Raw genomic sequence first — 25,441 nt, forward strand, 5'->3', positions numbered from 1 at the left:
GTTCGCCCGGTGCTGGTCTTGGACAATGTCTGGAAGAGCTATCCGACACGCTCCGGCCTGCGCTCGGTGCTGGAAGGGGTGAATGCGGTCATTCGCCCCGGCGACGCGGTCGGTATCCTCGGGCGCAACGGCGCTGGCAAGTCCACCCTGCTGCGGATCCTGTCGGGGGTCGAGGTGCCCAGCGCAGGGCGCGTCATACGGCAAATGAGCGTCTCCTGGCCGCTGGCCTCGGGCTTCGGCATCCAGGCCAGCCTGAGCGGCGCCGACAACGCCCGCTTCATCGCCCGCATCTACGGCCTGCCGGTGCCGGAGGTGCTGGAGGCGGTGGAGAGCTTCGCCGAGCTGGGCCCGTATTTCCGCGAGCCGGCACGCACCTATTCGGCCGGCATGATGGGGCGGCTGCTGCTGGGCCTGTCCTTCGCGGTCGACTTCGACTGCTACCTGATCGACGAGGCCGTCTCCGCCGGCGATGCCCGCTTCGTCGAGCGCACCCACCGCATGCTGCAGGAACGGCTGAGCCGCGCGGCGATGCTGATGGTCTCCCACAGCGCCGAGCATCTCCGCCAGTACTGCCGCACCGCCGCCGTGCTCCACCAGGGACGGCTGGAGTTCCACGAGGATCTCGATGAAGCTATCGCCGTCTATAACACCCTTTGACGCGCAGGCCGACCTCGAGGTGTCGAGCCGTGCCGGCCCGCTGCCCAGGCGGCCGTCACGGCTGGGGCGTCTGATCCGGCGCTACCGCGGCTTCCTCCTCATCGTGGTGCTGCCGATGCTCCTGGCCAGCGGCTACCTGCTGGGCGTCGCCGCCCCGCAGTACGAGAGCGAGACGCGCTTCCTGATCCGCTCGCGCGGCGGCAGCGGCACCGCGCCGAGCGGCGCGCTGGGCGAGATGCTGGGGGCGGCCGGCTTCAGGGCGAGCCAGGAGGACGCGATGGCGGTGCGCGAATTCCTGCAGTCCCGGGACGCGCTGCGCGGGCTGGAGGGCACGGTGGACGTGGTGGCGATCTGGCGCCGCCCGGAGGCGGACCGGCTGGCCCGCCTCTGGGAGGAGGACCCGCCGATGGAGAAGCTGCTGCGCTACTACCGGCGCATGGTGACGATCGGCTACGACAGCTCCTCCGGCGCGCTGACGGTGGCGACGCGCGCCTTCCGGCCCGAGGACGCGCAGGAGCTGACAGAGGCCCTGCTGCGCCAGTCCGAGAACCTGGTGAACCGGCTGAGCGAACGGGCCCGCGGCGACACGCTGCGCGTCGCCCGCGAGGAGGTCGCCCTGGCCGAGCAGCGCGTCCTCGCCTCCCGCGAGGCGCTGACGAACTTCCGGGTGCGCGAGCGCGCCGTCGATCCGGGGCGGGAGGCGGAGGCGAGCCAGGCCATCGTCGCCCGGCTGGAGAACGCGCTGACCGAGGCGCGGGCCGAGCATGCGGAGAAGTCCGCCTTCCTGCGCGCCGACAACCCGGCGCTGCGCAACGTGCAGAACCGGATCAACGCGCTGGAGCGGCAGATCGCCGCGGACCGGGCCAAGATGACATCCGATGCGCGCCAGGCGCTGCCCGCGCAGATCGCGGGCTACGAGCGGCTGATGCTGGAGCGGGACTTCGCGGACAAGCAGCTCGCCTCCGCCACGGCCTCGCTGGAGCAGGCGCGCATCGAGTCGCAGCGCCAGCAGCTCTTCGTCTCCCGCGTGGTCCAGCCCAACCTGGCCGAGTATGCCGAGTACCCGCGGGTGCTGTTCCTGCTGGGCAGCCTGTTCGCGGTGCTGTGCGTCGTCTACGGTATCGGCTGGCTGCTGCTGGCCGGCGTGCGCGAGCACGCCGCCTGACGCCGCGGAGGGGGGATCCGGGCCACGCCGCGATGGGGCCGCGGCGGCCCAACGCATAGGGTCCGGTGCCGGGGGGGCGCCGGGCCTGGAGGGGAAGGGGGTTCACATGCGTGCGCTGATCCACGCTGCGGCGCTGGCCATCCTGGCCGGCCTGCCGGCCGCGCTGCCGCTGGCCCTGCCGGCCGCGGCGCAGGGCACGGGGCAGCAGCAGGTGCAGCCCGGCACCCCGGGGCGCCTCACCCCCATGGTGAACGTGGACGACCCCGCCAGCACCATCCTGCAGCAGGACGTCCCGATCACCCGCCAGGGCACGACGACGGAGGCCGAGGGCGGCCCGGTCGTCCCCGGCCCGCTGGGCGAGCCGGACCGCATCGCAGGCCCCTCGCGCGCCGTCTTCGGCGCGGCGCTGTTCAACCGCCCCGCCCCGGCGCCGACCGATGCGCCCAACGCGAACTACCGGCTCGGCCCCGGCGACCGCGTCTCCGTCCGGGTCTGGGGCGCGGTGGAGGCGGAGGCGGTCGGGCAGGTGGACCCCGACGGCAACCTCTTCCTGCCCTCCATCGGCCCGATCCGCGTGGCCGGGACCCGCGCCGGCGACCTGCAGCGGGTGGTCGAGAGCGAGGTGCGGCGGATCTACACCCAGCAGGTGCAGGTCTATGCCGTGCTGCTGAACACCAACCGCATCGGCGTCTTCGTCACCGGCTTCGTGCGCTCCCCCGGCCGCCACACCGGCTCCGCCTCGGAGAGCGTGCTGGACTACCTGCTGCGGGCCGGCGGCGTGGATCCCGCGCGCGGCTCCTTCCGCGACATCCAGCTTCGCCGCGGCGGGCGGACGGTGACCACGATCGACCTCTATGCCTTCCTGCTGCGCGGCACCCTGCCCAACATGCTGCTGCAGGAGGGCGACACGCTGGTCGTCGCCAGGCAGGGCGCGCTGGTCGGCGTCGACGGCGCCGTGCGCAACAACTACCTGTTCGAGGTGCCCGGCCGCGCCATGTCGGGCGAGGAGCTGATCCAGCTCGCCGCCCCGCTGCCGGCGGCGACCAACGCCGTGGTGCGCGGCACCCGCGGCGGCCAGCCCTATTCGCGCTACGTCACCACGGCGCAGCTGCGCAGCGTCTCCCTGCTCGACCAGGACGTGGTCAGCTTCATCACCGACGCGCCCGCCCAGACGGTGCGCGTGACCATCGAGGGCAGCCGCATCGGCCCCTCCGTGCTGGTGACGGATCGCGACATGGGGCTGTGCCAGCTCCTCGACCACGTGGCGGTGGACCCGCTGCTGGCCGACACCGCCTCCGTCTACCTGCTGCGGCCGCGCATCGCCGCGCAGCAGCGCCGCACCATCAACGAGGCGATGGACCGGCTGGAGCGGCAGCTGTTCATGGCCGTCTCCTCCACCACCGGCGTGGCGCAGATCCGGGCGACCGAGGCGCAGCTCGTCTCCTCCTACATCCAGCGCGCCCGGCGCACCCAGCCGGAGGGGCGGCTGGTCGTCTCCGACCGCACCGGCCGCTGCGCCGACGTCCGGCTGGAGGACAACGACACCATCGTCATCCCCGACCGGGTGCAGACGGTGCTGGTGGCGGGCGAGGTGCTCTCCCCCACCGCCGTCGTCTGGCGCCAGGACATGACCATCGCGGACTACGTCCGCTCCGCCGGCGGCTTCGCCGAGCGTGGCGACCTGTCCACCATGATGATCCGCAAGGCGAGCGGGGAGCTGATCCTGGAGCCGCGCAACGCCCCCTCCCCGGGGGACGAGCTGATCGCCCTGCCCAAGCTGGACGCCAAGAGCTTCCAGATCGCCCGCGACCTGCTGAGCCTGATCTACCAGACGGCCCTTTCTGCCCGCGTCTTCTGGTAGGACGCGCGGGGGGGCCGCAGGGCCCGCCCCCGGTCAGAGCTGGCAGGCGGCCGCGATCTCCTGGGCGGTACGCCGCATCTCGCGCACCAGGGACTCCGGCCGGCGGGGATCGACATCCGGCCCGGCCAGGCCCAGCGACAGCTCCGGGACGCCGGCCGACACGGGAATCACCAGGCCGAGCGCGTTCACCCCGGGGTGGCGGAAGCTCTCGGTCACGGCGAAGCCATCCTCCCGGGCCCGGCTCAGCCGGCGGCGCAGCAGGTCCGGCGCGTGGCGGTCATAGCGGCGGTAGCGGCCGTCATTCGCGCGCAGGAGTTCCTCCGCCTCGTCCTCGCCCATGCTGGCGAGCAGGGCGACGCCGCCCGCGCCGATGCCGATGGGCAGGCGCATCCCGACCGTGCCGCCGACGGCCAGGCGTGGCGCCGCGCACTGCACCCGCTTGAGGTAGATGGTCTCCCGGGCGCTGCGGCGGTTCAGGGCGGCGACGGCGCCGACGCGCGCGGCGAGCCGGCGCAGGGGCTCCTCGGCCGGGGCGAAGCGGTCCATGCGGGCGCCGGCCACAAGGCCGAGCTCGAAGAGCTGGGCCCCCAGCATGTAGCGCTTGCCGGCCGACTTCTGCAGGAAGCCCTCCTCGACCAGGCAGGCGAGCAGGCGATGGACGGTGGAGGGCTCCAGCCCCGTGCGGCCGACAAGCTCGGTCAGCCGCAGCCCCGCCTCGTCCGCGGTGCCGAGTTCCTGCAGGAGGTGGAGCGCGCGACGGAGGCTTCCCGTCCCTTCCTGGCGATGCCGGTACGATGGGTTCATGGACATGACCGCGACCGTGAAGCGTTCTGGACCACCGGGCCGAAGGCTCGCGGCCCTGCCGCCACAGGCGCACCGCGGACGCGCGGCCGCAAGGGCCATTGGGCGTTCCTGTGCCAGGCCCGTGCGGCGCACTGAGCAAAAACCGGGCCCGCAGCCGCCCGCGTCGCCGGTCCTGACCCGTCCTTGGGCGGATCGGGCGGCGCGGGCATCCGGCCCGGGCTGCCCCTACGCCGCGATCCGCCGCGCCGCCGGCACGCCGCGCAGCCGCCCGCCCGGCTGGCCGCCCGGCACGGCGGCGGCGAGGTCGGCGGCGGCGAGGAGGCGGTTCCAGTCCAGCCCCGTCTCCACGCCCAGGCGGCGGAACAGCCAGGCGAGGTCCTCGGTGGCCACGTTGCCGGTGGCGCCGGGGGCGAAGGGGCAGCCGCCCAGCCCGCCGGCGGCGCTGTCGAAGACGCGGCAGCCCGCCTCGAAGGCGGCGGCCGCATTGGCCACGCCCATGCCGTAGGTGTCATGGCCGTGGAAGGCGAAGCGCTCGCCCCAGCCGGCGCGGACCCGGTGGAACAGCCGCGCCACCTGGTCGGGGGCGGCGTTGCCGGTGGTGTCGGCGAGCGCGATCTCCATCTCCGGGTCCAGCGCCACGGCGCGCTCGATCCAGTCCAGCGCCTCCGCCTCCGGCACCACGCCCTCGAAGGGGCAGTGGAAGACGCAGGAGAGGTTGAAGCGCAGCGCCACCCCGGCCGCGCGGGCATCGCGCACGATGGCGGCGAGGTCCTCGAAGCTCGCCGCGCGCGAGCGGTTCAGGTTGGCCTGGTTGTGGCTCTCGGTGACGGACATGAAGAGGCCGAGCCGGTCGGCGCCATGGCGGATCGCGTCGTCGAAGCCGCGCCGGTTGGGGACGAGGGTGGTGCATTCCAGCCCGGGGAGGCGCTTCGCCTCGGCCAGCACCTCCGCCGTGTCGGCCATCTGCGGCACGGCCTTCGGCGAGACGAAGGAGCCGATCTCCATCCGCCGCACCCCCGCCGCGTACAGCGCCTGGACCAGCGCGACCTTGGTCCGCGTCGGCACGAAGGGCCCGATGGACTGCAGCCCGTCGCGGGGGGCGACGTCGCTGATGGTGACACGCTCTGCCCCGGCCATGGATCGTCTCCCCGCTTGTCTCCGGGACAGGCATAGAGCGGATCGGCCGCGCCTGGAAACCGCCTGGGCCCGCTGCCTGCCGGAAAGGACACCCGCATGACCAAGGCCCCGCGCGGCACCCCGGAGGCCCTGCCCCCGGCCACCCTGTCCCTGGAGGCGATGCTGCCGGGTGAGGGCGGCCTGCTCCTGCTCTCCGCCCGTCCGGGCGACGAGATCCGGGGCTGCGGCGGGCTGCTCGCGGCGATGGCTGCCGCGGGGCGGCCGGTGCGGGTGGTCATCGCCACCGATGGCCAGGGCCAGCCCGCATTGCGGCGCCGCCAGGCGGTGGAGGGGCTGGCGGCGCTGGGGCTGGGCGCGGGCATGCTGGTGCTGCTGGGGCAGCCGGCCGGCGGCGTGCCGGAGGCCGGGCCGGGCTTCGCGGCCATGGTCACCGTCGTCGCCGGGCTGCTGCGCCGGGAGGCGGCGCTGGACACGCTGCTGCTGCCGCCGGGGGAGGCCGGCGACCGGGCCGCCCTGCGCGCCATGGGGCTGGCCGCGGCGGCGGGGCTCGGCCTGCGGCGGCTCGGCTACGCCCTGCCCGGGGAGGGGCCGCCGGGCGGCGGGGAGCCCGGCGCGCGGCGGCTGGACCTGACCGGCTGGCGGGCCGCCCGGGACCGGGCCATGGCCGCCCACGGGGGCCGGGGGAAGGGGCCCGCCTGGGACAGCGCCACCTGGGAACCCCCCGCCTGGGAAAGCTACATCGAGCTGCCGCCAGGATGATGCCATCCTGCCGGGGGCGGGGCGCCCTGCGGAACGGGCCCTAGCGTGCCGCCTCGCCGGCATAGGGGTTGGTCCGGCGCTCCTCGCCCAGCGTGCCGCCGGGGCCGTGGCCGCAGTGGAACTGCACGTCGTCGCCCAGCGGGAAGAGCTTGCCGCGGATGCCCTCGATCAGGCCGGGGCCGTCGCCATAGGGGAAGTCGCTGCGGCCGACGGAGCCGCGGAACAGCACGTCGCCCACCAGCGCCAGGCGCTGGGCCGCGTCGAAGAAGACCAGGTGGCCGGGGGTATGGCCGGGGACGTGCAGCACCGCGAAGGGCCGGCCCGCGATCTCCACCGTGTCGCCCTCGGACAGCCAGCGGTCCGGCGTGACCGCCCGGGCGGGAAAGCCGTACTTCGCCGCCGCCTCCGGCAGGCCGTCGAGCAGGAAGCGGTCCGCCTCGTGCGGCCCCTCGACCGGGATGCCGAGCCGCTCCGCCAGCTCGGCCGCGCCCGAGGCGTGGTCCAGGTGGCCATGGGTCAGCACCACCTTCTCCGCCGTCACGCCCAGCTGCTCCAGCGCGGCCAGGACGGGGGCCGCCTCGCCGGGATCGATGACGGCGCCGCGCTTCGTCGCCTCGTCCCAGAGGATCAGGCAGTTCTGGTGGAAGGGGGTGACGGGCACGACTGCCCCTCGCAGGCCGCTGGCATCCGACGTCATGGCTGGGGGGTCTCCGTCTGCGGTGTCCGGCACGCTCCCTAGCACCCTCCGGCCGCGCCGGCGCCACCCCGCGGCAGGGGGCGGGGCGGCGAGGTGGCGCCGGCCGGGCCGCGGGGAGCCGGGCCATCGGCCGGGGCGGGCAACCCTTCCGGGCCCCGGGCGTCGAACGGAGGCAACCCGTGCCACGACAGGAGCCGCCCATGCTGAACCGACGGACCACCCTGGCCGGCGCGGCGGCCGCCATGGCCTCCGCGACCACTGCCCGGGCGCAGGGCGACGCCCCGGCGCTGCTGGTGATGGAGAAGAACGCCGGCACGCTGGGCTTCCTGGATCCTGAATCCGGCCGTCGCCTCGGCGAGGTGGCGCTGGCCGAGTACCCGCACGAGTTCGTGGTCGATCCGCAGTCCCGCCTCGCCTTCGTCGGGCACTACGGGGTGGAGACCTCCGCCGCCACCGCCGAGGGCGGGCATGCCGTGCTGGTCGTGGATCTGCGCGAACGCAAAATCGCGCACCGCATCGACATCGCGCCCTTCAACCGGCCGCACGGCATGGCGATCGACGCGCGCGGGCGGCTCTCCGTGCTCAGCGAGGGGCGCAATACCCTGCTGACCTTCGACGAGCCGGCGGAGGCGCGGCAGCCCTCCATCGCCGTCGCCGCGGGCGGCATCAAGACGCATCTCTTCGCGCTGACGCGCGACGGGGAGCGCGCCTACGTCACCGGCCTGCTCTCCAACACCGCGAGCCTCGTCCGGCCCCGTGACGCCGCCATCGCGCCGGTCACGGTCACCACCGGGCGCATGCCGGAGGGGCTGTGCCTGAGCCCGGACGAGCGGACGCTCTACGTGGCCAACCGGCGCAGCGGCACGGTGGCCGCCATCGCGGCGGACAGCATGCGCGTCACCGAGACCAGGCCGGTGAGCGGCGACCCGCTGCGCCTCTATGCCCTGCCGGACGGGCGGCTGTTGCTGGCCGACCTGGAACGCGCCCGCATGGTGCTGCTGGGCCCGCGGCTGGAGGAGATCGCCGCCATCCCGCTGGACGCCAAGCCCAGCGCGGCCTCGCTGCACCCGTCGCGGCCCCTGGCCTTCGTCTCCCTGGCCAATGACCGCATCGCCCTGCTGGACCTGGAAACCCACCGGATCGAGGGACACTTCGCGACCCGGGCCGGGGCGGACGTCACACGCCTGGTGACGCCAGGATAGGTGCCGGCCCCAGGGCCGCGCCCCGCGGCGCCATACGGATGGCGGGAGGCGCTGATCCGTGCCGGCGCGGGGTGCGCCCGTGACCCGGGGGCAAGGCTCTGCCTCGCCCCCGTACCCCCACTCCGCCAGGACCCTGCGGGCCCTGGACCCGATCAGCGCTGCCGCGGGACAGCCTGATACGGGGTCGAGGCGCCGAGGAGCCATGCTCCTCGGCGGGACCGGCCTCAGCCCTCGCTGACACCTTCTGGATTTCTTCTGGAGTCCCGCCTGTCCGCGCGCCGTCAGGGTTCAGCCCGGAGGCTAACACCCACCACGGAGCACCAGACTCCCAGCGGGGTCCGGGGCCCGCTTGTGGCCCCGGCAGGGGAGGGTCTGGGAGGGGACGGCGTCCCCTCCCGGTCCCCGCTGGAACACCACAGCACAACGGGTCAGCTCATCCCGCCATCGGGATCAGACCCGTTCGATCAGCGCCGCGATGCCCTGGCCGACGCCGATGCACATGGTGGCGATGGCACGCTTGCCGCCCAGCGTTTCCAGGGCGTTCACCGAGGTCAGGGCGATGCGCGCCCCGGAGGCGCCCAGCGGGTGTCCCAGCGCGATGGCGCCGCCATGCGGGTTCACCTGCGGCGCGTCGTCGGGCAGGCCGAGGTCGCGCGTCACCGCCAGCGCCTGGCTGGCGAAGGCCTCGTTCAGCTCGATCACGTCGATCTCGCCGATCGACAGCCCGGTGCGGGCCAGCAGCTTCTTGGTCGCGGGCGCCGGGCCGAAGCCCATGATGCGCGGCTCGACGCCGGCGGTGGCCATGCTCACCACCCGGGCGCGCGGGGTGAGGCCGTATTTCCGGGCCGCCGCCTCGCTGGCGATGATCAGCGCCGCGGCACCGTCGTTCACGCCCGAGGCATTGCCCGCCGTGACCGTGCCGGGGTTGCGGAAGGGGGTCTTGAGCTTGGCCAGGCCCTCCAGCGTCGTCTCGGGGCGCGGGTGCTCGTCCAGCTCCACCACCGTGTCGCCCTTGCGGCCGGGGATGGTGACGGGGACGATCTCACGGGCGAAGAAGCCCGCCTCCTGCGCCGCCTTGGCCTTCTGCTGCGAGCGGTAGGCGAAGACGTCCTGGTCCTCGCGCGAGATGCCGAACTGCTCCGCCACGTTCTCGCCCGTCTCGGGCATGGAATCCGTGCCGTAGGTCTTCTTCATCATCGGGTTGACGAAGCGCCAGCCGATGGTGGTGTCCTCGACCTTCGCGTCGCGCGAGAAGGCCGTTGCCGCCTTGCCCATGACGAAGGGCGCGCGGGTCATGCTCTCCACGCCGCCGGCGATCACCAGCTCCGCGTCGCCGGAGCGGATCATGCGCGCCGCCGTGCCCACGGCATCGAGGCCCGAGCCGCAGAGCCGGTTCAGCGTCGATCCCGGCACCACCACGGGCAGGCCGGCGAGCAGCACCGCCATGCGGGCCACGTCGCGGTTGTCCTCGCCCGCCTGGTTGGCGCAGCCGACATAGCAGTCGTCCACCGCCGCCCAGTCCACGCCCGTGTTGCGCTCCACCAGGGCGCGGAAGGTATGGGCCAGCAGGTCGTCCGGGCGCACATCCTTCAGCGCGCCGGCATAGCGGCCGATCGGGGTGCGGACGAAGTCGCAGATGTAAGCGTCAGCCATGGTTCGCTCCCCTCTCAGCCTGCCTTGTGCAGCGTCGCGCCGGTCCTGGCCTGCAGCGTCTCGAAATCCAGCCCTGGCACCATCTCGCGCACCACGAAGCCCTGCTCCGTGATGTCGATCACCGCGAGGTTGGTGTAGACCCGCGTCACCGCGCGCCCGGCGGTCAGCGGATAGGAGCATTCCTCCACCAGGCGGGGCCGCCCGTCCTTGGTGGTGTGCTCCATCACCACCCAGAGGCGCTTGGCGCCCACCGAGAGGTCCATGGCCCCGCCCACGGCGGGGGCGCTGTCGTTGGCCGAGGTCGCCCAGTTGGCGATGTCGCCGTTCTGCGCCACCTCGAAGGCGCCGAGCACGCAGAGGTCCAGGTGCCCGCCGCGGATCATCGAGAAGCTGTCGGCATGGTGGAAGAAGCTGCCGCCCGGGCGCAGCGTCACCTGCTGCTTGCCCGCGTTGATCAGCCAGGGATCGGCCTTGCCCTCCTCCGGCGCCGGGCCCATGCCCAGAAGCCCGTTCTCGGAATGGATGATCACCTCGCGTTCGGCGGGGATCTGGTCGGCCACCAGGGTCGGCACGCCGATGCCCAGGTTCACGTACCAGCCCTCGGGGATGTCCCGCGCCACGCGCGCCGCCATCTGCGGCCGGCTCAGCGGCTTGAAGCCCAGGGTCTCGGACATGTCTCGCTCCTCCGCTTGCCGGCTCAACCCTGCGGGTCGCCGTAGGGGACGTGCACCACGCGGTCGACGAAGATGCCGGGCGTGACCACGACCTCCGGGTCGATGCCGTCCACGGCCTCGCAGACATGCTGGGTCTGCACGATGGTGCGCCGCCCGGCGGCGGCCATCACCGGGTTGAAGTTCCGCCCGGATTCCCGGTAGGTCAGGTTGCCCCAGCGGTCCGCCCGCCAGGCCTCCACCAGCGCCACGTCGCCGGGCAGCGCCTCCTCCAGGATGCAGGGGCGGCCGCCATACTCCCGCACCTCCTTGCCCTGGGCCAGCAGCGTGCCGGCGCCCGTGGGGGTGAAGAAGGCGGGGACGCCCGCGCCCGCCGCGCGCATCCGCTCCGCCAGCGTGCCCTGCGGCACGATCTCCAGCTCGATCCTCCCGGCCTTGTACAGCTCCTCGAAGACCACCGAGCCGGCCGAGCGCGGGAAGGAGCAGATGATCTTGCGCACCCGTCCCAGCTCCATCAGCCGGGCCAAGCCCGTGTGTCCCGTGCCGGCGTTGTTGGCGACGACGGTGAGGTCCTTCGCGCCCTGCTCGGCCAGCCCCTCGATCAGCGCGTTGGGCTGCCCCACGGACCCGAAGCCGCCGACCAGCACGGTGGCACCGTCCTGGATCCCGTCCAGCGCCTCGGCCACCGAGCGGACGAATTTATCGATCATGGAGTGTCCTCGACTGTGGATGGCGTCCCGTGCGGCAGGCTCCCGGGCCCGTGCCGCCGGGGGAGGCGGTCCGGAGCCACCGGGCCGTGCATCCTCGGGGGCGGCCCGCCGCGGCGGGCGGCCTGCCACGGCTGCGGCGCCCGGGTCCCGCCGCAGGGGCCAACTGAGGGCGGCAAGATGCCGAAGCCGGGCGCGGGTGACCAGACCCCGGCCGGCGCCCCGGCATGGCCGGGCGGCATCGCGCCCATGCGCCGGTCAGCGATGTGCCCAGGGGCGCAGGATGCGGTGCCCGATCGCCCGCAGGTGCCGCCCGCCCGCCCGGGACAACAGGCCGCGCAGGGGCGAGCGCCGCGGGGGCAGGGCAGGGACGTAGGGCGCGGGGAAGTAGGTGCTGGGCACGTCGGCGTGGCGCCGGGCCAGGGCCTGCAGCTCCGGCAGGGTCATGGTCGGGCGCGAGGCCAGCAGCGCCGGCATGGCGAGCGAGACGTAGCCGCGGCGCCGCGCCACCACGGGGAAGAGCCGCTCCATCGCATGGGCGGTGGTGCCGTCGAGCTGCCCGGCCTCCGCCTCGAACAGCGCCGTCACCCGCTCGTCCACCAGCCCGGCCAGGGCTTCGTGGCGGAACCAGAACATGGAGCCGGCGGCGAAATAGGCGTCCTCCAGGTCGTCCTCCGTCATCTCGCCGCCCAGGGTGGTGAGGACACGGTCCATGCCCTCGGCATTGACCAGGATCCAGGGCTTCACGCTGAGGCAGAAGGCGGCCGGGGTGACGAAGCCGATGCGCCGGTCGGCGCGCAGGCGCTCGATGATCGCCCGGCCGCCACCCTGGCCCGGCAGCAGGGAGTCGAGCAGCGCGGCGCGCCACTGCGCCCCGTCCTCGCGCTGCGGCGACTTCTTGGTGTGCAGCTTCAGGCCGAAGGTGAAGTCCGGCAGCACCTCCAGGGCCCGCAGGAAGGGCAGGATGTCCCGACCCCGGTTCTCGACCGGCAGCACCCGCGCCGAGAGCAGGGCGGGGGTCTGCGGCAGAACGATCTCCTCCACCGGGGCGGAGGTCGTGACGACCAGATGGAAAGGCAGGGTGAGGCGCCGGGCCAGCACCTTGCTCATCTCCCGCCAGATGTCCGGGTAGTGGGCATGGACGAACACCGCGATCGATGCCTTCACATCGGCCGGCGTATCAATCATCGCGGTTGCAACCTGGAGACAGGGGAAGATCGATCTCTTTGCCCACGGGGCGAGCAAGCGTCAACGTCACCCCCGGCCGTATCCCCCCGGCCCGCCGGAATCCGGCCGGGCGTGCCCGGGGCGCCGCAACCGGCACGGTGCGGCCCCGATCCGTGGCGAAGGCGGACCCGTCCCCCGGGGGAGGCGCCGCCTCCCCCAGACCCCCTCCACCGGGGCCACAAGCGGGCCCCGGTCCCCGCTGGGAGTCTGGTGCTGGCTGCTGCCGTCAGCCTGCGGGCTGAACCCTGACGGAGCGCGGACAGGCGGGACCCTGGAAAAGATTCAGAGGCGTCAGCGAGTGCGGCGGCCGGTCCCGCCGAGGAGCATGGCTCCTCGGCGCTGTGACCCCGTATCAGGTTGTCCCGCGGCAGCGCTGATCGGGTCCAGGGCCCGCAGGGTCCTGGCGGAGTGGGGTACGGGGGCGAGGCAGAGCCTTGCCCCCGGGCCACGGGCGCCCCCATGCCGGCACGGATCAAGGCATCGCCCCGTCCGTATCAGACGCCGCATGGGCCGCGGCGGCTGTCGCCGACGGCGGGGTTCAGCGGCGGTTCTGGCGACCCTGCCGGTAGCCCTGCTCGAAGGCGCGGTCCTGGGCGCGCTGCGACTGGTCCCACAGGTAGCCGCCGGCGGCGCCGGCCCCCGCCCCGATCAGCGCGCCCCAGCCGGCATTGCCGCTGAAGGAACCGGCGATGCCGCCGATGGCGGCGCCCCCCAGGGCGCCCGTGCCGACCCGGCGCTGGCTGTCGTTCATGCCCTCGCAGGCCCCCAGCGACAGGGCCGCCAGCAGCGGCAGGGCAAGGCGGGTGGTGCGGATGCTCATCATGCTCCTCATCTCGGCCCCCCCTCAACGGCCACGGCGCGACGGCGCGGCCGCCGCGGGGCAGGGATAGGTGGCCTGGGCCCAGCGCAGCAGCCCGTCCAGCGGCGCTTCCGAGCCGTATTGCGGGTTCTGTCGCATCCACTGCCCGAAGGCGACGCCCGACTGCGCCACCGTCGGCGGCGGGTTGGGCAGGCAGAACAGCGGCGCCTGCCGCCCCCCCGCCGGGTGCAGCGCCGCATGGTACTGGCCCATCGCCGTCAGGTAGCCCTGGCAATAGGCAATGGCCTCCAGCCGGGGCACGCCCGTCGTCTCCGCCAGGCAGATGGCCCCAAGCTCCCCCGCCGTGGTCGCGGCGGTGGGCACCGGCGTCTGGGCCGAGGCAGCCCCTGACAGGCCGAGCAGGGCTGCCGCCGCGGCCACCCCGAAGATCTTCTGCATCGTGTCGCACTCTCTCCGTCAAGCGGGCGCTGCCCGGGCGCCACCGCTCCCGCCCGCAGGCGGAGAGCCGGGTCGCGCCGGGTCATCCATGTCGCGGACGGGCGCGGGTGGCGCCCGTCCGCCGCGTGTCAGCCCTGGATCTCCAGGGTGCTCTTGTTGAAGGTGACGATGCGCATCGCATTCCCCTCCGGAAGCTCCACCACGGCGGTGCCGCGGCCGAAGTCGAGGGCGACGATGCGGTTGGCGGGATAGCGCAGCTTGATGTTGTTCAGCAGGATCACCTCCAGCACCTCCTGCACGGAGTTGCCCTGGGTGGCGCGGCCCTGCACCTCGGCCCGCTTCTCCGGGCTCAGCTCCGCCAGCAGGGCCTGGTTGTAGGCCGCGGAGCCCTGGGCCATCGCGCCCTGGCCGAATGCGGCGGTGGCGAGCAGGGCTGCGGCGAGGATCTTGTGACGCAGTGTCATGGCATGCCGTTCCTTCGATGCTCCGCCTCTGGTGCTTCCACCGGCGGCTGGAGCGAGACTTAACAGCGCCCGGCGCGTGTCCTCATCGAAGGGACCCGGCAGAAGTGTTGCAGGCGCCCGTCCGTGGAGCGGCGGCTTCGCGATATCGAAGTCGCCTGGCCGAAGGGAAGGCCGGCTGTAACAGATTGCCGTAACACTACTGCCGTGCCGCGACCGCCGGGGCGGCCGCCGGCGTGCCGCAGCGGATCGCCGTGCGGCAGGCCTGGTCGAGGTGCTCGAGCAGGATGCGCCGCACCTCGGCCACGGTATGCGGGTCCGACTGGGTGGAATGGCCGGAGCGGACGACCTTCGTCGACTCCATGCCGGGCAGGTAGGCGCTCTCGAAGCGCACCACGCCGTCGCTGCCGCGCTCCGGCGGGCCGTTGCCGGTCACGGCGATGATGGAATGGCCGGTGACGCCGGGCGCTAGCGGCGTCGCCCGCAGGGCTTCCAGGAAGGGGCTGCCGGGCAGCATGCCGTGCAGGCTGCCGATGCGCATGCCGTTGGGCACCAGCGCGGCGGCCTCGGGGTCGCCGGACAGGACCTCGCCGCTGACCTGGAGGATGGCGGCCGGCAGGGTGACGAGGCGCGAGAGCAGGCGCGTGACGCCGAACTCCGTCAGGAAGCTGCCGCCATGCGGCGTCGCGATGAAGACCACCCGCCGCACCCCGGGCACCGGCCGGAAGAAGAAGGCGCGCCGGACCAGGTCCAGCGAGTCCGCGCTCAGCCGCAGCGCCTCCGGCGGGCGGTGGCTCACCGACTGCCAGAGCCGGTCGCCGGGGTCGATCGCCATCATCTTCGTCAGCAGCCCGCCCTGGCTATGGCCGATCACCACCATCTGCGACAGGCCCGGGTCGGCCTCGGGGCTGTTCAGCGTGCGGATCGACGCCGTCAGCGCCTCGCGCAGCTGCAGCGCGGAGTACGCCACCGGATTGCCGGTGGCATAGGTGAAGAACCAGAACTCGTAGTTCGACTCGATGCGGGGATCGGAGACAAGGTCGTTCACCAGGTCGGACCAGCGGCTGGAGCTGGAGGCGGTGCCGTGCACCAGCACCACGGGGATCCGCCCCGGCCGGTGCGGCGCCAGCGCGATCAGGTTCGAACGCTGCCGGTCCAGCAGGTCTCCGAACAGGAAGGCGCGGAACTCCTGCGACCAGAGGTTCGACTCCTGCAGCCCCAGCGCGAAGGCGGCGCTGGGACGGTACTCCAGGGGCACGCGGCGCCCGGCGATGCGAACCGCGTCGGTGTCGAACATCATGTGCAGGCTCAGCGTGCCGCGCAGCGCCGTGCCGCGCAGCTGCTGCGTGGGGTTCTCCATCGCCAGCACCGCCGTGCCGGGGATGCGGAAGCGGCCGGCCAGCTGCACGGCGCGCGCCTCGTCCGACGCATCGGGCGGCGGTGGCGGGGCGCGACCGGAATCGGCTTGCGCCTCGGGCACGTCGCCGCCGGCGGGGGCGGTGTCCGTCCGGGCGGAGGGGGCGGGGGTGGCGACCGCCAGCGGCGCCCCCAGCCCGGCGCGGCGGTACAGGTTCTGCAGGCCGCTGACACGCAGCCGGGTGGCGGGCAGGAAGTTCGTCAGCCGGCCGCTGCCCCATTCCAGGCTGGCCTCGTCCACGGCGATGTCGATGCTGCCGAAGGGGAGGGGATAGCGCCCCGCGGCGAGGGCGACATGCTCGCCATCGGGGCTCGTCAGCGCCTCGGAGAGGGCAAGGTTGTAGAGGTCGAGGGCCTGGCGGAAGCGCGGGTCGAAGGCGTCGGTGGCGTCGGAGGCGATGGCCGGGAAGATGTGCCCGTAGGCGTAGAGCGCCGCGGCCAGCAGGTGCGGCGCCCCGCCCCGGCCGCGCCCATGGAGATAGGACATCTCCGCCAGGGCGAAGAGTTCGCCCGGCTCGTCGCGGCCGGCCGCGACCAGGGCGTGCATCTGCGCGATGCCGGCATCGGGGAAGAACTCGAAGGTCTCCAGCAGGGCGCGGCGCCGCAGGACGTTGCGCGTCTCCTCGCTGATCGACCACGAGGACATGGCGTTGCGCGCCAGCCGCCGGTACTCCGAGCGCTGGTCCACCAGCTCGACCGACACCGGCAGCGCGCAGCCCGCCAGCGCGCCCAGGAGGAGCGGCAGGGAAAGGGCTCCCCGGAGCAGGAAAGAGCAGAGGCCCGAGGCGTGGCGGCGATCCATGTGGCGGCCCGAGGATGTTCCGCCCCTGCTTAAGACCGGGCGTCGGCCTTCATGCAAGCGGTCCGGCGCCCCGGGACGCCCCGGGGCGCGGCGGGCCACGCGGCCGTGCGGCATCACGCGGCGCGCAACAGGTCGTCGAGGGAATGGACCGCCGGAGGGTTCCCCCGGTCGGTCATCGGGACCGCGGTACCGGCCAGGGCCGCCGTCCGCACGTCGCGCGGGGAGACGCCGAACTCGCGCCGGAAGGCGCGGCTGAAGGTCGCCGCGTCGGCGAAGCCGAACTCGTAGGCGATGGCGCTGATGGTGCCGGTCTGGCTGACGTCGCTCAGCAGCGCATGGCTGGCGAGCAGGCGCTGGCGCCGGATCCAGCGCGACACCCCGCCCTCGCGCTCCAGCAGGCGATAGAGATGCGAGCGGGAGACGCCGACCAGGCGGCAGAGCAGGTCCGGGCTCAGATCGGGCGAGCGCAGGTGGGCGCGTGCGACCCGCCGGATCTTCTCCATCCTGGTGAAGTCGATCTGCCCCGCCGATGCGCCGAGACGGCCCTTCGAGGGCTCGATGCAGGCCGCGACCATGGCGCTGATGGCCTGGGTGAGCCGGGGCAGGTCCGATTCCGCCAGTTCCGGCAGCCGGCCTTCCAGGGCCAGGATGAAGTCGGCCAGCATGCCCCGCATGGGCGAGCCGAGGGCATCGGCGGTCGAGGAATCCAGCAGCGGGGCCAGCTCCCGGAAGCGGTCGCGCGGCAGATAGAGCTGCACGCGGTCATCCTGCGCGCGTTCGCTGACCATCTCCTCGCCCAGGGAGACGACGAAGGGGATGCGCGGCGGCACGATGATGGCGCCGCTCCGGTAGGTGAGCTGCGTCGCGGCGCCCAGGCCGATGCAGATGTTCCAGTGGTCGTAGGGATCGCGCCGGATATGGTCCCTGGACCGCACCACCCGCAGGGGCGGCGCGCTGACCCGGGCCAGGCCGAAGTCACCCAGGTGCCACGTCCGCCTGGAGGCACGGAAGCCCTTGTCGGTGGCGACGGGTGTCTGCGCGGTGAAGCCCGACCACCATTCCATCCAGTCTTCGAATTGCTGCTCCGGCGCAAGTTGCGCGGTGTCGAAGATCTCGGGAGTCATGGGTGGCGGAGTGGCGGCGTCCAGCAGAATTGTTTCATTCCGACGCCGTCCTAACAGAAGCGGCAGGTCAGGGCCAGCGCCGTCTCCGACAGGCTGCGCCCCCCCGGCGTCGCCCGCGCCACCGCCGGCACGCCGGGGTGGGAGTTTGGGACGCAGGAGCAAGCCGGCTGGGACAGGGTGCAAAGACGCCGCGTGCCCCGGGCCGCTAGGCTGCCGCCTGTCCCGTCGAGGATCCGGTCCCCCCTGCTGCGGCCGGGTCGACGGGGCAGCCGGCGTGCCGGTGGTCCCGCGCGTCGCGCCGGACGGGATGCCGCACAGGGCGTGGCCCGGGTGCGGTGAGCGGGCGCATCCGGTGTCCCACGGCCGCCGTCGACACCGAAAGGGAGTGACGAACGTGTTTTTGCATGAGCCGGTTCCTGCGCCGCAGCGGCGCTCCAGGACGGAGCTGCGGATCACGACGGCGCTCGACCGGACCACGTTGCCCGAGACCGGGCTGCGTCCGGGCAGCGTCTTCTTCGTGGACGCCTGCGTGCGCAACATCACGGCCAGGACCATCCCGATCACGCTCTGGCGGCAGGAGGCATGGGCCTGGCTGTCGGACAACAGCCAGGTGCAGCCCATCGTCTCGGAGGAGGGGCGGGTGCCCTACGAGAGGCTGCTGCGCCCCGGGCACAGCCATCACGCCAGGGTCGCCATGCTGCTGTACAAGGAGAGCGGCGCATGGCCCCTGTCGTTCCGGCTCGGCTTCGCCTGCAAGTACCAGGACGAGGAGACCGACGGCCAGCGCTGGGGACGGCTGTACTGGGGCAACAGGCTGCTGCTGGAATCGCCCGAGGCGGAACGCCTGGTCGCGCCGGCCCCGTCCCGCGCCGGCCGGGCGCCGGTGCCGCAGGGGCTGCCGCGCGCCTCGCCCGATCGTTTCGTGTGGCGGCATGGAGCGACCGGCCTGACGTGACGCCGCCCGCCACCGCACCCGCCGGCCGATGGACTTGATCGCCCTCGCCGCGGGCGCCATCCCTGTCCTCCGCCGCGCCAGGGCAGGGGGCCGTCCCCGGGCGGCAACGCCCCGGTCCGCGACCGGCAGGGAGACGAGGATGCCACCTGACCCGCCCCCGGCCCGCGGGCCGGGTTGAGCCGGATGCCGGATGCGGTGCCGCCGGGGGGCGGGCGCGTGCTGCTGCTGCACGGCATCGCGCGCCGCGCCGCCTCGATGGGCCGGATGGAGCGTGCGCTGCGCGCGGCCGGCTACGGGACGCTGAACCTGGACTACGCCGCCCGGCACCGGCCGCTGGAGGCCCTGGCCGAGGAGGTGGCGCGGGAGGCGCGGGACTTCCTGGCGCGGCCGGACGGGGCGCTGCACATCGTGGCGCATTCGATGGGCGGCCTGCTGGCCCGCATCCTCGCCACCCGGCACCGGCCGCCGGCCCTGGGCCGCGTGGTGATGCTGGGCACGCCCAATGGCGGCAGCGAGGTCGCGGACCTGCTGAGCCGCAACCTGCTGTACCGGCGCTTCTTCGGCCCGGCCGGGGCGCAACTGGTCACCTGCCCGGAGGCGAGCCTGCGCGCCGCCCTGGGTCCGGTGGACTACCCGCTGGGGGTGATCGCGGGCGACCGCTCGCTGGACCCGATCGCCTCCTGGCTGCTGCTGCCGGGGCCCAATGACGGCCGGGTCTGCGTGGCGCGCACGCGGGTGGAGGGCATGGCCGACCACCTGGTGCTGCACGTCACGCACACGCTGATGATGCGCCATCCGGAGGTGATCCGGCAGACGCTGCACTTCCTCCGCCACGGGCGCTTCGACCCGGCGGCGGCAGGCCGGTAGGCCCCCCGCGACGCGGGGGGCTCCGGCGCCGCTCCGGCCGTGGCGCGGCGGGCCGGGGCCGGAGGATGCGGCCCGTCAGCCCTGGGCGGCGGCGTCGAACCCGTCCGGCACCACCCCGCGCGGCCGGGCGAGGTCGTAGGGGCCGCGGGCCAGGAAGCGGCCGCTGCCGGGCTGCGCCAGCACCTCGCCGCCGCGGGCCGCCACCTCCCCCCGGCGCAGCGTGACCTCGGGCCAGCCCTTCACCGCCATGCCCTCCCAGGGCGTGTAGTCGATGGCGTGGTGCAGCCCGGCGTTGCGGATGGTGCGCTCGGCATCCGGGTCCCACAGCACCAGGTCGGCATCCGCCCCCGGCGCCAGGCTGCCCTTGCGCCCGGCCAGCCCGAACAGCCGCGCCGCATTGGCCGAGCTGAGCCGCACGAAGGTGGGCAGGTCGATGCGCCCCTTCGACACGCCTTCGGAGAAGAGCACGGGCAGCCGCGTCTCGATCCCCGGCACCCCGTTGGGGATGGCGTTGAACATCGGCGTGCCGTCGGGCCGCGCCGCGGCCGCCCCGGTGCCGTAGGCGCTGCTGCCGGCGACCCGCTTCTGGGTGGCGAAGGAGAAGCCGCAATGGTCAGAGGTGACGACGTCCAGCGTGCCGTCCTGGATGCGCCGCCACACCCGCTCGTTCTCCGCCCTCTCGCGCAGGGCAGGGGAGCAGACGGCCTTGGCGCCGGCGAAGTCCGGACCCTGCAGGTCGTCATGGGAGAGGGTGAGGTACTGCGGGCAGGTCTCTCCCCAGACCTTCAGCCCGCGCGCCTTGGCCGCGGCGATCTCGGCCGCCGCCGCCTCGCAGGAGACGTGGAAGACCTGGATCGGCTGGTCCACCAGCTCGGCCAGCGCGATGGCGCGGTGCGTCGCCTCGCGCTCCACCACCGGCGGGCGGGACCAGGCGTGCTGCAGCGGGTCGGTCAGCCCGGCCTTCAGCAGCGCCTCGATCCGCCAGCCGATCGCGTCGTAGTTCTCGCAATGGACGGTGACGAAGGCGCCCAGCCGCCGCGCCGCCGCCAGCACCTGCAGGAACTGCCGGTCGGTCAGCATCAGCGGGTCGTAGGTCAGGAAGACCTTGAGGCTGCGGATGCCGCGCGCGACGAGCGCGGGCACCTCCCGCTCCATCACCTCCGGCGTCGGGTCGGTGATGATCTGATGGAAGCCGTAGTCGGCGCGCGAGGCCCGGGCCCGCGCCTCGTAGCCCGGCGCGCTGTCCGCCAGGCTGCGGCCCTTCCACTGCGGCAGGAAGCACAGGAAGGAGGTGGTGCCCCCCGCCAGGGCGGCGGCGGAGCCGGAGGCGAAGCTCTCCTCCTGCGCCGAGCCGTCCTGGCCCAGCTCCTCCAGGTGGCAATGGGAATCGAGGCCCCCGGGGGTGACGACCATCCCCTTGGCGGAGATCTCCTCCGTGCCGCGTCCCAGCCCCCGGCCCAGCGCGGCGATCAGGCCGTCGCGGATGCCGATATCCGCCTCGAAGACCTCGGCCGCGGTCGCCAGCGTGCCGCCGCGCACCACCAGATCGTAGTCGGCGCCCATCATCGTGCTCCCTGGATCATCGCCTGGACATCGGCATCCAGGGTGGCCCGCGCCCCGTCAACCTGTCGCGCACCCTGGGGCCGCCCGCCGTCACGCCAGGGAGTCCCGGTCCTCCCCCTCGAACGTCCCCACCCCGTCCCGGGCGGCCGCGCGGGCGCCGCGGGCCGCGGGCAGGCGGGCGGGATGCGGCAGCAGCACGCGGCGCCGCGCCTCCACGGCCGCGGGCTGGGCGGGGATGGCGCCGAGCACGGCCTTGCGCGCCTCGATGATGGCCAGGCCGGCGAGGTTGGGAACCAGGGCCTGGCCGGCGCGCTCCCAGATCCGCGCCCCGCGCAGCAGGGCACGGGCGCGGAAGGGGGGGATGAACAGGGCCCCGTCGCGGCGCTCCACCTCGAACAGCGCCGCCTCCAGCAGGTGCGCGAGCTGGCCGGGGGTATAGGGCTGGCCGAAGCCCAGCGGCGTCCGTTCCAGATGCGCCCAGATGCTGCGCCGGTTCGGGACCACCACCAGCAGCTGCCCGTCGTCGCGCAGCACGCGCCAGACCTCGCGCAGCAGGCGCCGCGCGTGGTCCGCATGCTCCAGACCGTGCACCATCAGCACGTTGTCGAAGGACAGGTCGGCGAAGGGCAGGCGCTCGCCCTCGACCAGCGTGGCGGCGCAGGGGCCGTCCGCGGGCCAGGGCAGGATCCCGGCCGGCCCCGTCCCGGCCCGCGGCAGGGCGGCCACCAGCCGGGCGGCGCGGCGCCGCCACAGCCGCAGGTAGGGCCCGGCATGGCCGATTCCCAGCACCTCCCGCCCCGCCAGCTCGGGCCAGAGGGCACGCAGGCGGGTCCGCAGCAGGCGGCGCACCATCTGCCCGGTGGCGGTGGCGTAGAAGGCGTCCGGTCCGTGGACCTCGGAACTCATGGGGTGGATATAGAGCATTCCGCCCGGCATTTCCCCCCGCCCCGCCGGCCGGGGGAACCGGGGGCCGCGCGAGGAGACGCCGATGGCGATCGAGGTACAGGCCGTGCCGTGCCGGGAGGACAACTACGCCTGGCTGCTGCTCGACCGGGCGACGGGGACGGTGGCGCTCTGCGATCCCGGCGAGGCGTCGCCCTGCCTGGCGGCCCTGCCGGAGGGCCGCTGCGACCTGGTGCTGCTGACCCACCATCACGGCGACCATGTGGAAGGGGTGGCGGCGGTGGTGGCGGCCACCGGGGCGAAGGTGGTGGGCAACCCCGCCGATGCGCGCCGCCTGCCGCCGCTGGACATCGCCGTCGGCCCGGGCGAGGGCTTCGCCCTGGGCGCCGGACGGGCGGTGGTGATCGACACGCCGGGCCACACCCGCGGCCACGTCGCGTTCCACGTGCAACAGCCGCGCGGGCCGGGCGCGGCCGAGCCGGGCCTCCTGCTCTGCGGCGACACGCTGTTCAGCCTGGGCTGCGGCCGGCTGCTGGAGGGGACGGCGGAGGAGATGTTCCTCTCCCTCCAGCGGCTGCGTGCCCTGCCGCCCGAGACGCTGGTCTGCTGCGGGCACGAGTACACCATCAGCAACGGCCGCTTCGCCCTGACGGTGGAGCCGGACAATGCCGCCCTGCGCGCCCGCTTCGCGCAGGCCGAGGCGCAGCGCGCCCGGGGCGAGCCGACCGTGCCCACCACCCTGGCGGAGGAGCTGGCGACCAACCCCTTCCTCCGCGCGCCCGACGTGGCGACGCTGGCGGAGCGCCGGGCGGCCAAGGACCGCTTCCGGTGAGCCTCGACCTCCGCGACGCCGCCCAGCCCGCCGCGGCGGTGGCGGCGGCGCTGGAGCTGCGGCCGCATCCGGAGGGCGGGCGCTACCGCGAGATCTGGCGCGACGCCCCGGCGGACGGGTCGCGCGGGGCCTCCACCACCATCCTCTTCCTGCTGGAGGCGGGCGAGCGCAGCCACTGGCACCGGGTGGATGCGGACGAGATCTGGCACTGGCAGGCGGGGGTGCCGCTCTCCCTCGTCATGTCGCCGGACGGGCATGACGAGCTGCCGCTGCTGCTGGGGCCGGACCTCTCCGCCGGGCAGCGGCTGGTCGCCACCGTGCCGAAGGGCTGGTGGCAGGCGGCGGCGCCGGTGAAGGGCGGCTGGTCGCTCGCGGCCTGCACCGTCGCGCCGGCCTTCTCCTTCGCCGGCTTCGAGCTGGCGCCGCCGGGCTGGCGCCCCGCGCCCACCCGATGAGCGACGCGGCCGCCTGGGACGCGCGCTATGCCGGGGGCGGCTTCGCCTTCGGCGAGGCGCCGAACCGCTACCTGGAAAGCCTCGCGCCGCGGCTGCGGCCGGGGATGCGTGCCCTGGCGCTGGGCGATGGCGAGGGCCGCAACGGCACCTGGCTGGCGGAGCGCGGGCTGGCGGTGACGTCGGTGGACTGGTCCGCCGCCGGGCTCGCCAAGGCCGCGGCGCTGGCGGGGCGGCGTGGCGTGGCGCTGCGGACCGTGGTGGCGGATCTGGCCGCCTGGGACTGGCCCCGGGGGGATGCGGCGGCGGGCGACTTCGACCTGGTGGCCTGGATCTTCGTCCACCTGCCGCCCGCCGACCGGGCGCTGGTGGCGGGGCGGGCGGCCGCGGCCCTGGCCCCGGGCGGGCTGCTGGCGCTGGAGGGCTTCTCGCCGGCGCAGGAGGGGCGGCGCTCGGGCGGGCCGCGCGATCCGGCGCTGCTCTGGACGGGGGCGGAGGCGCGGCGGCTCTTCGCCGGGCTGGAGCTGCTGGAATGCCTGGAAGGCACCGTGCGGCTGGACGAGGGTCCGAGGCATCAGGGCGAGGCGGAGGTGGTCCGCGGCCTGTGGCGGCGGCCGGGGTGAGGGCCGCCGGCCCCTGTTGCGACTTGCGAACGAGCCGGGGCTGCACGGATGCGGCGCTTGACGGTCGCGGGCGGTCGGGGGCCAATCATCCCGGAACGCCCATGCCCCAGCTCTCCCTCCACACGCCCCTGGGCGAGATCACCCTCTCCGAGGAGGACGATGCCCTGGTCGCCCTCGACTGGGGGCGTGGGCGCGACCAGGCCGTCACGCCGCTGCTGGCCGAGGCGCGGGAGCAGCTGCACGACTGGTTCGACGGCCGGCGGGCGGGCTTCCGCCTGCCCCTGAACCCGCATGGCAGCGCCTTCCAGCAGCGGGTCTGGGCGGCCATGTCCGCCATCCCGCGCGGGCAGACCCGGACCTATGGCGAGATCGCCCGCGAGCTGGGCAGCTCGCCCCGGGCGGTGGGGATGGCCTGCGGCGCCAACCCGCTGCCCATCCTGATCCCCTGCCACCGCGTCCTCGCCAGCGACGGAGGGCTGGGAGGCTATTCGGGCGGGGATGGCCCCGCGACCAAGCGCCACCTGCTGCGGCTCGAAGCCGCGGCCTTCCGGGACAGCTTCCTATGAACCATGCGCTGCGCATCCACGAATACGGCGGCCCGGAGAAGATGCTCTGGGAGGAGGTTCCGCTCCCCGCGCCCAAGCCCGGCGAGGCGCTGGTGCGCCACTCGGCCGTCGGGCTGAACTACATCGACGTCTACTTCCGCAACGGGCTCTACAAGGCCCCCGCCCTGCCGGCCGTGATCGGCATGGAGGCGGCGGGCGTGGTCGAGGCGGTGGGCGAGGGCGTCAAGGAGGTCGCCCCCGGCGACCACGTCGCCTATGCCGGCGGCCCGATCGGCGCCTATGCCGAGGCGCGGGTGATGAAGGCGGACCGGCTGGTGAGGATCCCCGCCGGCATCACCGACGACACCGCCGCCGCCATGATGCTCCAGGGCATGACGGCGCAGTACCTGATCCGCCGCACCTTCCGGGTGCAGCCGGGCCAGACCATCCTGGTCCATGCCGCGGCCGGCGGGGTGGGGCTGATCCTCTGCCAGTGGGCCAAGGCCCTGGGCGCCACCGTGATCGGCACCGTCAGCACGGAGGAGAAGGCGGCGCTGGCGCGGGCGAACGGCGCCGCCCACGTCGTCCTGACCCATGAGGACCTGCCCGCCCGGGTGAAGGAGATCACCGGCGGCGCCATGGTGCCCGTGGTCTATGACAGCGTCGGCAAGGACACCTTCATGGCCTCGCTCGACTGCCTGGCGCCGCTGGGGATGATGGTGACCTTCGGCAACGCCTCCGGCCCGGTGCCGCCGGTCGATCCGGGGCTGCTCTCGGCCAAGGGCTCGCTCTTCCTCACCCGCCCGACCATGGCGACCTATACCGCCAAGCGCGAGGACCTGATGGCCAGCGCCGAGGATCTCTTCGCCGCCGTGGCCTCGGGCCAGGTGAAGATCAGCATCAACCAGGAATGGTCCCTGCGCGACGCCGCCGACGCCCACCGCGCGCTGGAGGCGCGGCTGACCACCGGCAGCACCATCCTGCGGCCCTGAGCGGCCGGCCTCCTGGGGCACGGCCCGGGCTGGTTGCCCCGGGGGCTTTGCCGATCCGGGGCCGAACGTTATTATTGCTAAGTCGAATTGATTAGGCGCAGGGTCCCC

At 74.1% G+C, this 25,441-nt stretch carries 26 protein-coding genes; 12 read left to right on the forward strand and 14 right to left on the reverse strand.

What is annotated here, in order from left to right:
• The first annotated feature begins 9 nt into the window (after nt 1–9).
• The 3 genes from LPC08_RS22225 to LPC08_RS22235 all read left to right on the forward strand — a co-directional run bounded on the left by LPC08_RS22225 (nt 10) and on the right by LPC08_RS22235 (nt 3,683).
• Nucleotides 10–657: an ABC transporter ATP-binding protein gene (locus LPC08_RS22225; protein WP_230450410.1), complete on the forward strand. Its 648-nt coding sequence runs from the start codon at nt 10–12 to the stop codon at nt 655–657.
• On the forward strand, nt 626–1,822 hold the full coding sequence (locus LPC08_RS22230) for a KpsE/RkpR family capsule polysaccharide export protein (RefSeq protein WP_230450411.1): 1,197 nt from the start codon (nt 626–628) through the stop codon (nt 1,820–1,822). The genes LPC08_RS22225 and LPC08_RS22230 overlap by 32 nt, the downstream gene beginning before the upstream one ends.
• Before the next feature lie 106 nt (nt 1,823–1,928).
• Nucleotides 1,929–3,683: a polysaccharide biosynthesis/export family protein gene (locus tag LPC08_RS22235; RefSeq protein WP_230450412.1), complete on the forward strand. Its 1,755-nt coding sequence runs from the start codon at nt 1,929–1,931 to the stop codon at nt 3,681–3,683.
• A 33-nt stretch (nt 3,684–3,716) separates the two neighbouring features.
• Here the strand turns inward: LPC08_RS22235 and LPC08_RS22240 are convergent, their stop codons facing one another.
• A complete protein-coding gene (locus LPC08_RS22240; protein WP_230450413.1) occupies nt 3,717–4,487 on the reverse strand; it encodes an IclR family transcriptional regulator in 771 nt (256 codons plus the stop codon).
• Nucleotides 4,488–4,712: 225 nt separating this feature from the next.
• A complete protein-coding gene (locus LPC08_RS22245; protein ID WP_230450414.1) occupies nt 4,713–5,624 on the reverse strand; it encodes a hydroxymethylglutaryl-CoA lyase in 912 nt (303 codons plus the stop codon).
• 96 nt (nt 5,625–5,720) lie between these two features.
• Here LPC08_RS22245 and LPC08_RS22250 point away from each other — a divergent pair, with 96 nt between their 5' ends.
• Complete coding sequence (locus LPC08_RS22250; protein WP_230450415.1) at nt 5,721–6,383, forward strand: hypothetical protein; 663 nt, start codon at nt 5,721–5,723, stop codon at nt 6,381–6,383.
• Nucleotides 6,384–6,423: 40 nt separating this feature from the next.
• Here LPC08_RS22250 and LPC08_RS22255 read toward each other — a convergent pair whose 3' ends face one another.
• Nucleotides 6,424–7,080 (reverse strand): MBL fold metallo-hydrolase, encoded by a 657-nt coding sequence (locus LPC08_RS22255; RefSeq protein WP_304622040.1) that lies wholly within the window; start codon nt 7,078–7,080, stop codon nt 6,424–6,426.
• Nucleotides 7,081–7,280: 200 nt separating this feature from the next.
• Here LPC08_RS22255 and LPC08_RS22260 point away from each other — a divergent pair, with 200 nt between their 5' ends.
• On the forward strand, nt 7,281–8,282 hold the full coding sequence (locus tag LPC08_RS22260; RefSeq protein ID WP_230450416.1) for an NHL repeat-containing protein: 1,002 nt from the start codon (nt 7,281–7,283) through the stop codon (nt 8,280–8,282).
• Nucleotides 8,283–8,732: 450 nt separating this feature from the next.
• Here LPC08_RS22260 and pcaF read toward each other — a convergent pair whose 3' ends face one another.
• The 9 genes from pcaF to LPC08_RS22305 form a co-directional block, all read right to left on the reverse strand.
• Nucleotides 8,733–9,935: a 3-oxoadipyl-CoA thiolase gene (gene pcaF, locus LPC08_RS22265; RefSeq protein WP_230450417.1), complete on the reverse strand. Its 1,203-nt coding sequence runs from the start codon at nt 9,933–9,935 to the stop codon at nt 8,733–8,735.
• 14 nt (nt 9,936–9,949) lie between these two features.
• A complete protein-coding gene (locus tag LPC08_RS22270; protein WP_304622041.1) occupies nt 9,950–10,609 on the reverse strand; it encodes a 3-oxoacid CoA-transferase subunit B in 660 nt (219 codons plus the stop codon).
• Between the two features lie 23 nt (nt 10,610–10,632).
• A complete protein-coding gene (locus tag LPC08_RS22275; protein ID WP_230450418.1) occupies nt 10,633–11,316 on the reverse strand; it encodes a 3-oxoacid CoA-transferase subunit A in 684 nt (227 codons plus the stop codon).
• Between the two features lie 255 nt (nt 11,317–11,571).
• The gene (locus LPC08_RS22280) at nt 11,572–12,501 is read right to left on the reverse strand and encodes a rhamnan synthesis F family protein (protein WP_230450419.1); all 930 of its coding nucleotides are present in this window, start codon (nt 12,499–12,501) and stop codon (nt 11,572–11,574) included.
• Nucleotides 12,502–13,078: 577 nt separating this feature from the next.
• Nucleotides 13,079–13,363, reverse strand: a complete 285-nt coding sequence (locus tag LPC08_RS22285) for a YMGG-like glycine zipper-containing protein (protein WP_230448543.1) — start codon at nt 13,361–13,363, stop codon at nt 13,079–13,081.
• Between the two features lie 21 nt (nt 13,364–13,384).
• Nucleotides 13,385–13,798, reverse strand: coding sequence for a Rap1a/Tai family immunity protein (locus LPC08_RS22290; protein WP_230450420.1), 414 nt, complete (start codon nt 13,796–13,798; stop codon nt 13,385–13,387).
• A 128-nt stretch (nt 13,799–13,926) separates the two neighbouring features.
• Entirely contained in the window at nt 13,927–14,262 is a 336-nt protein-coding gene (locus tag LPC08_RS22295) for a hypothetical protein (RefSeq protein WP_230450421.1), read from the reverse strand.
• 196 nt (nt 14,263–14,458) lie between these two features.
• The gene (locus LPC08_RS22300; RefSeq protein WP_230450422.1) at nt 14,459–16,477 is read right to left on the reverse strand and encodes an esterase/lipase family protein; all 2,019 of its coding nucleotides are present in this window, start codon (nt 16,475–16,477) and stop codon (nt 14,459–14,461) included.
• 113 nt (nt 16,478–16,590) lie between these two features.
• Nucleotides 16,591–17,601, reverse strand: coding sequence for a helix-turn-helix domain-containing protein (locus tag LPC08_RS22305; protein WP_230450423.1), 1,011 nt, complete (start codon nt 17,599–17,601; stop codon nt 16,591–16,593).
• A gap of 394 nt (nt 17,602–17,995) precedes the next feature.
• Here LPC08_RS22305 and LPC08_RS22310 point away from each other — a divergent pair, with 394 nt between their 5' ends.
• Together LPC08_RS22310 and LPC08_RS22315 are read left to right on the forward strand one after the other, a co-directional pair.
• Nucleotides 17,996–18,556 carry a hypothetical protein gene (locus LPC08_RS22310; RefSeq protein WP_230450424.1) on the forward strand — a complete coding sequence of 187 codons (561 nt, stop codon included), beginning with the start codon at nt 17,996–17,998 and terminating at the stop codon, nt 18,554–18,556.
• Between the two features lie 183 nt (nt 18,557–18,739).
• Nucleotides 18,740–19,423, forward strand: a complete 684-nt coding sequence (locus LPC08_RS22315; RefSeq protein ID WP_230450425.1) for an alpha/beta hydrolase — start codon at nt 18,740–18,742, stop codon at nt 19,421–19,423.
• Between the two features lie 75 nt (nt 19,424–19,498).
• Here the strand turns inward: LPC08_RS22315 and hydA are convergent, their stop codons facing one another.
• Together hydA and LPC08_RS22325 are read right to left on the reverse strand one after the other, a co-directional pair.
• On the reverse strand, nt 19,499–20,989 hold the full coding sequence (hydA, locus tag LPC08_RS22320; protein WP_230450426.1) for a dihydropyrimidinase: 1,491 nt from the start codon (nt 20,987–20,989) through the stop codon (nt 19,499–19,501).
• A gap of 87 nt (nt 20,990–21,076) precedes the next feature.
• On the reverse strand, nt 21,077–21,910 hold the full coding sequence (locus LPC08_RS22325) for a class I SAM-dependent methyltransferase (protein ID WP_230450427.1): 834 nt from the start codon (nt 21,908–21,910) through the stop codon (nt 21,077–21,079).
• 64 nt (nt 21,911–21,974) lie between these two features.
• Here LPC08_RS22325 and gloB point away from each other — a divergent pair, with 64 nt between their 5' ends.
• From gloB to LPC08_RS22350, 5 genes are all read left to right on the forward strand, one after another.
• The gene (gloB, locus tag LPC08_RS22330) at nt 21,975–22,721 is read left to right on the forward strand and encodes a hydroxyacylglutathione hydrolase (protein ID WP_230450428.1); all 747 of its coding nucleotides are present in this window, start codon (nt 21,975–21,977) and stop codon (nt 22,719–22,721) included.
• A complete protein-coding gene (locus LPC08_RS22335; protein ID WP_230450429.1) occupies nt 22,718–23,176 on the forward strand; it encodes a cupin domain-containing protein in 459 nt (152 codons plus the stop codon). The genes gloB and LPC08_RS22335 overlap by 4 nt, the downstream gene beginning before the upstream one ends.
• The gene (locus LPC08_RS22340; protein WP_230450430.1) at nt 23,173–23,796 is read left to right on the forward strand and encodes an SAM-dependent methyltransferase; all 624 of its coding nucleotides are present in this window, start codon (nt 23,173–23,175) and stop codon (nt 23,794–23,796) included. The genes LPC08_RS22335 and LPC08_RS22340 overlap by 4 nt, the downstream gene beginning before the upstream one ends.
• A 101-nt stretch (nt 23,797–23,897) precedes the next feature.
• Nucleotides 23,898–24,362 carry a methylated-DNA--[protein]-cysteine S-methyltransferase gene (locus tag LPC08_RS22345; RefSeq protein WP_230450431.1) on the forward strand — a complete coding sequence of 155 codons (465 nt, stop codon included), beginning with the start codon at nt 23,898–23,900 and terminating at the stop codon, nt 24,360–24,362.
• Nucleotides 24,359–25,333 (forward strand): quinone oxidoreductase family protein, encoded by a 975-nt coding sequence (locus LPC08_RS22350; protein ID WP_230450432.1) that lies wholly within the window; start codon nt 24,359–24,361, stop codon nt 25,331–25,333. The genes LPC08_RS22345 and LPC08_RS22350 overlap by 4 nt, the downstream gene beginning before the upstream one ends.
• The last annotated feature ends 108 nt before the right edge of the window (nt 25,334–25,441 follow it).

It is taken from the genome of Roseomonas sp. OT10 (genome assembly GCF_020991085.1).
Taxonomy (GTDB): domain Bacteria; phylum Pseudomonadota; class Alphaproteobacteria; order Acetobacterales; family Acetobacteraceae; genus Roseomonas; species Roseomonas cutis.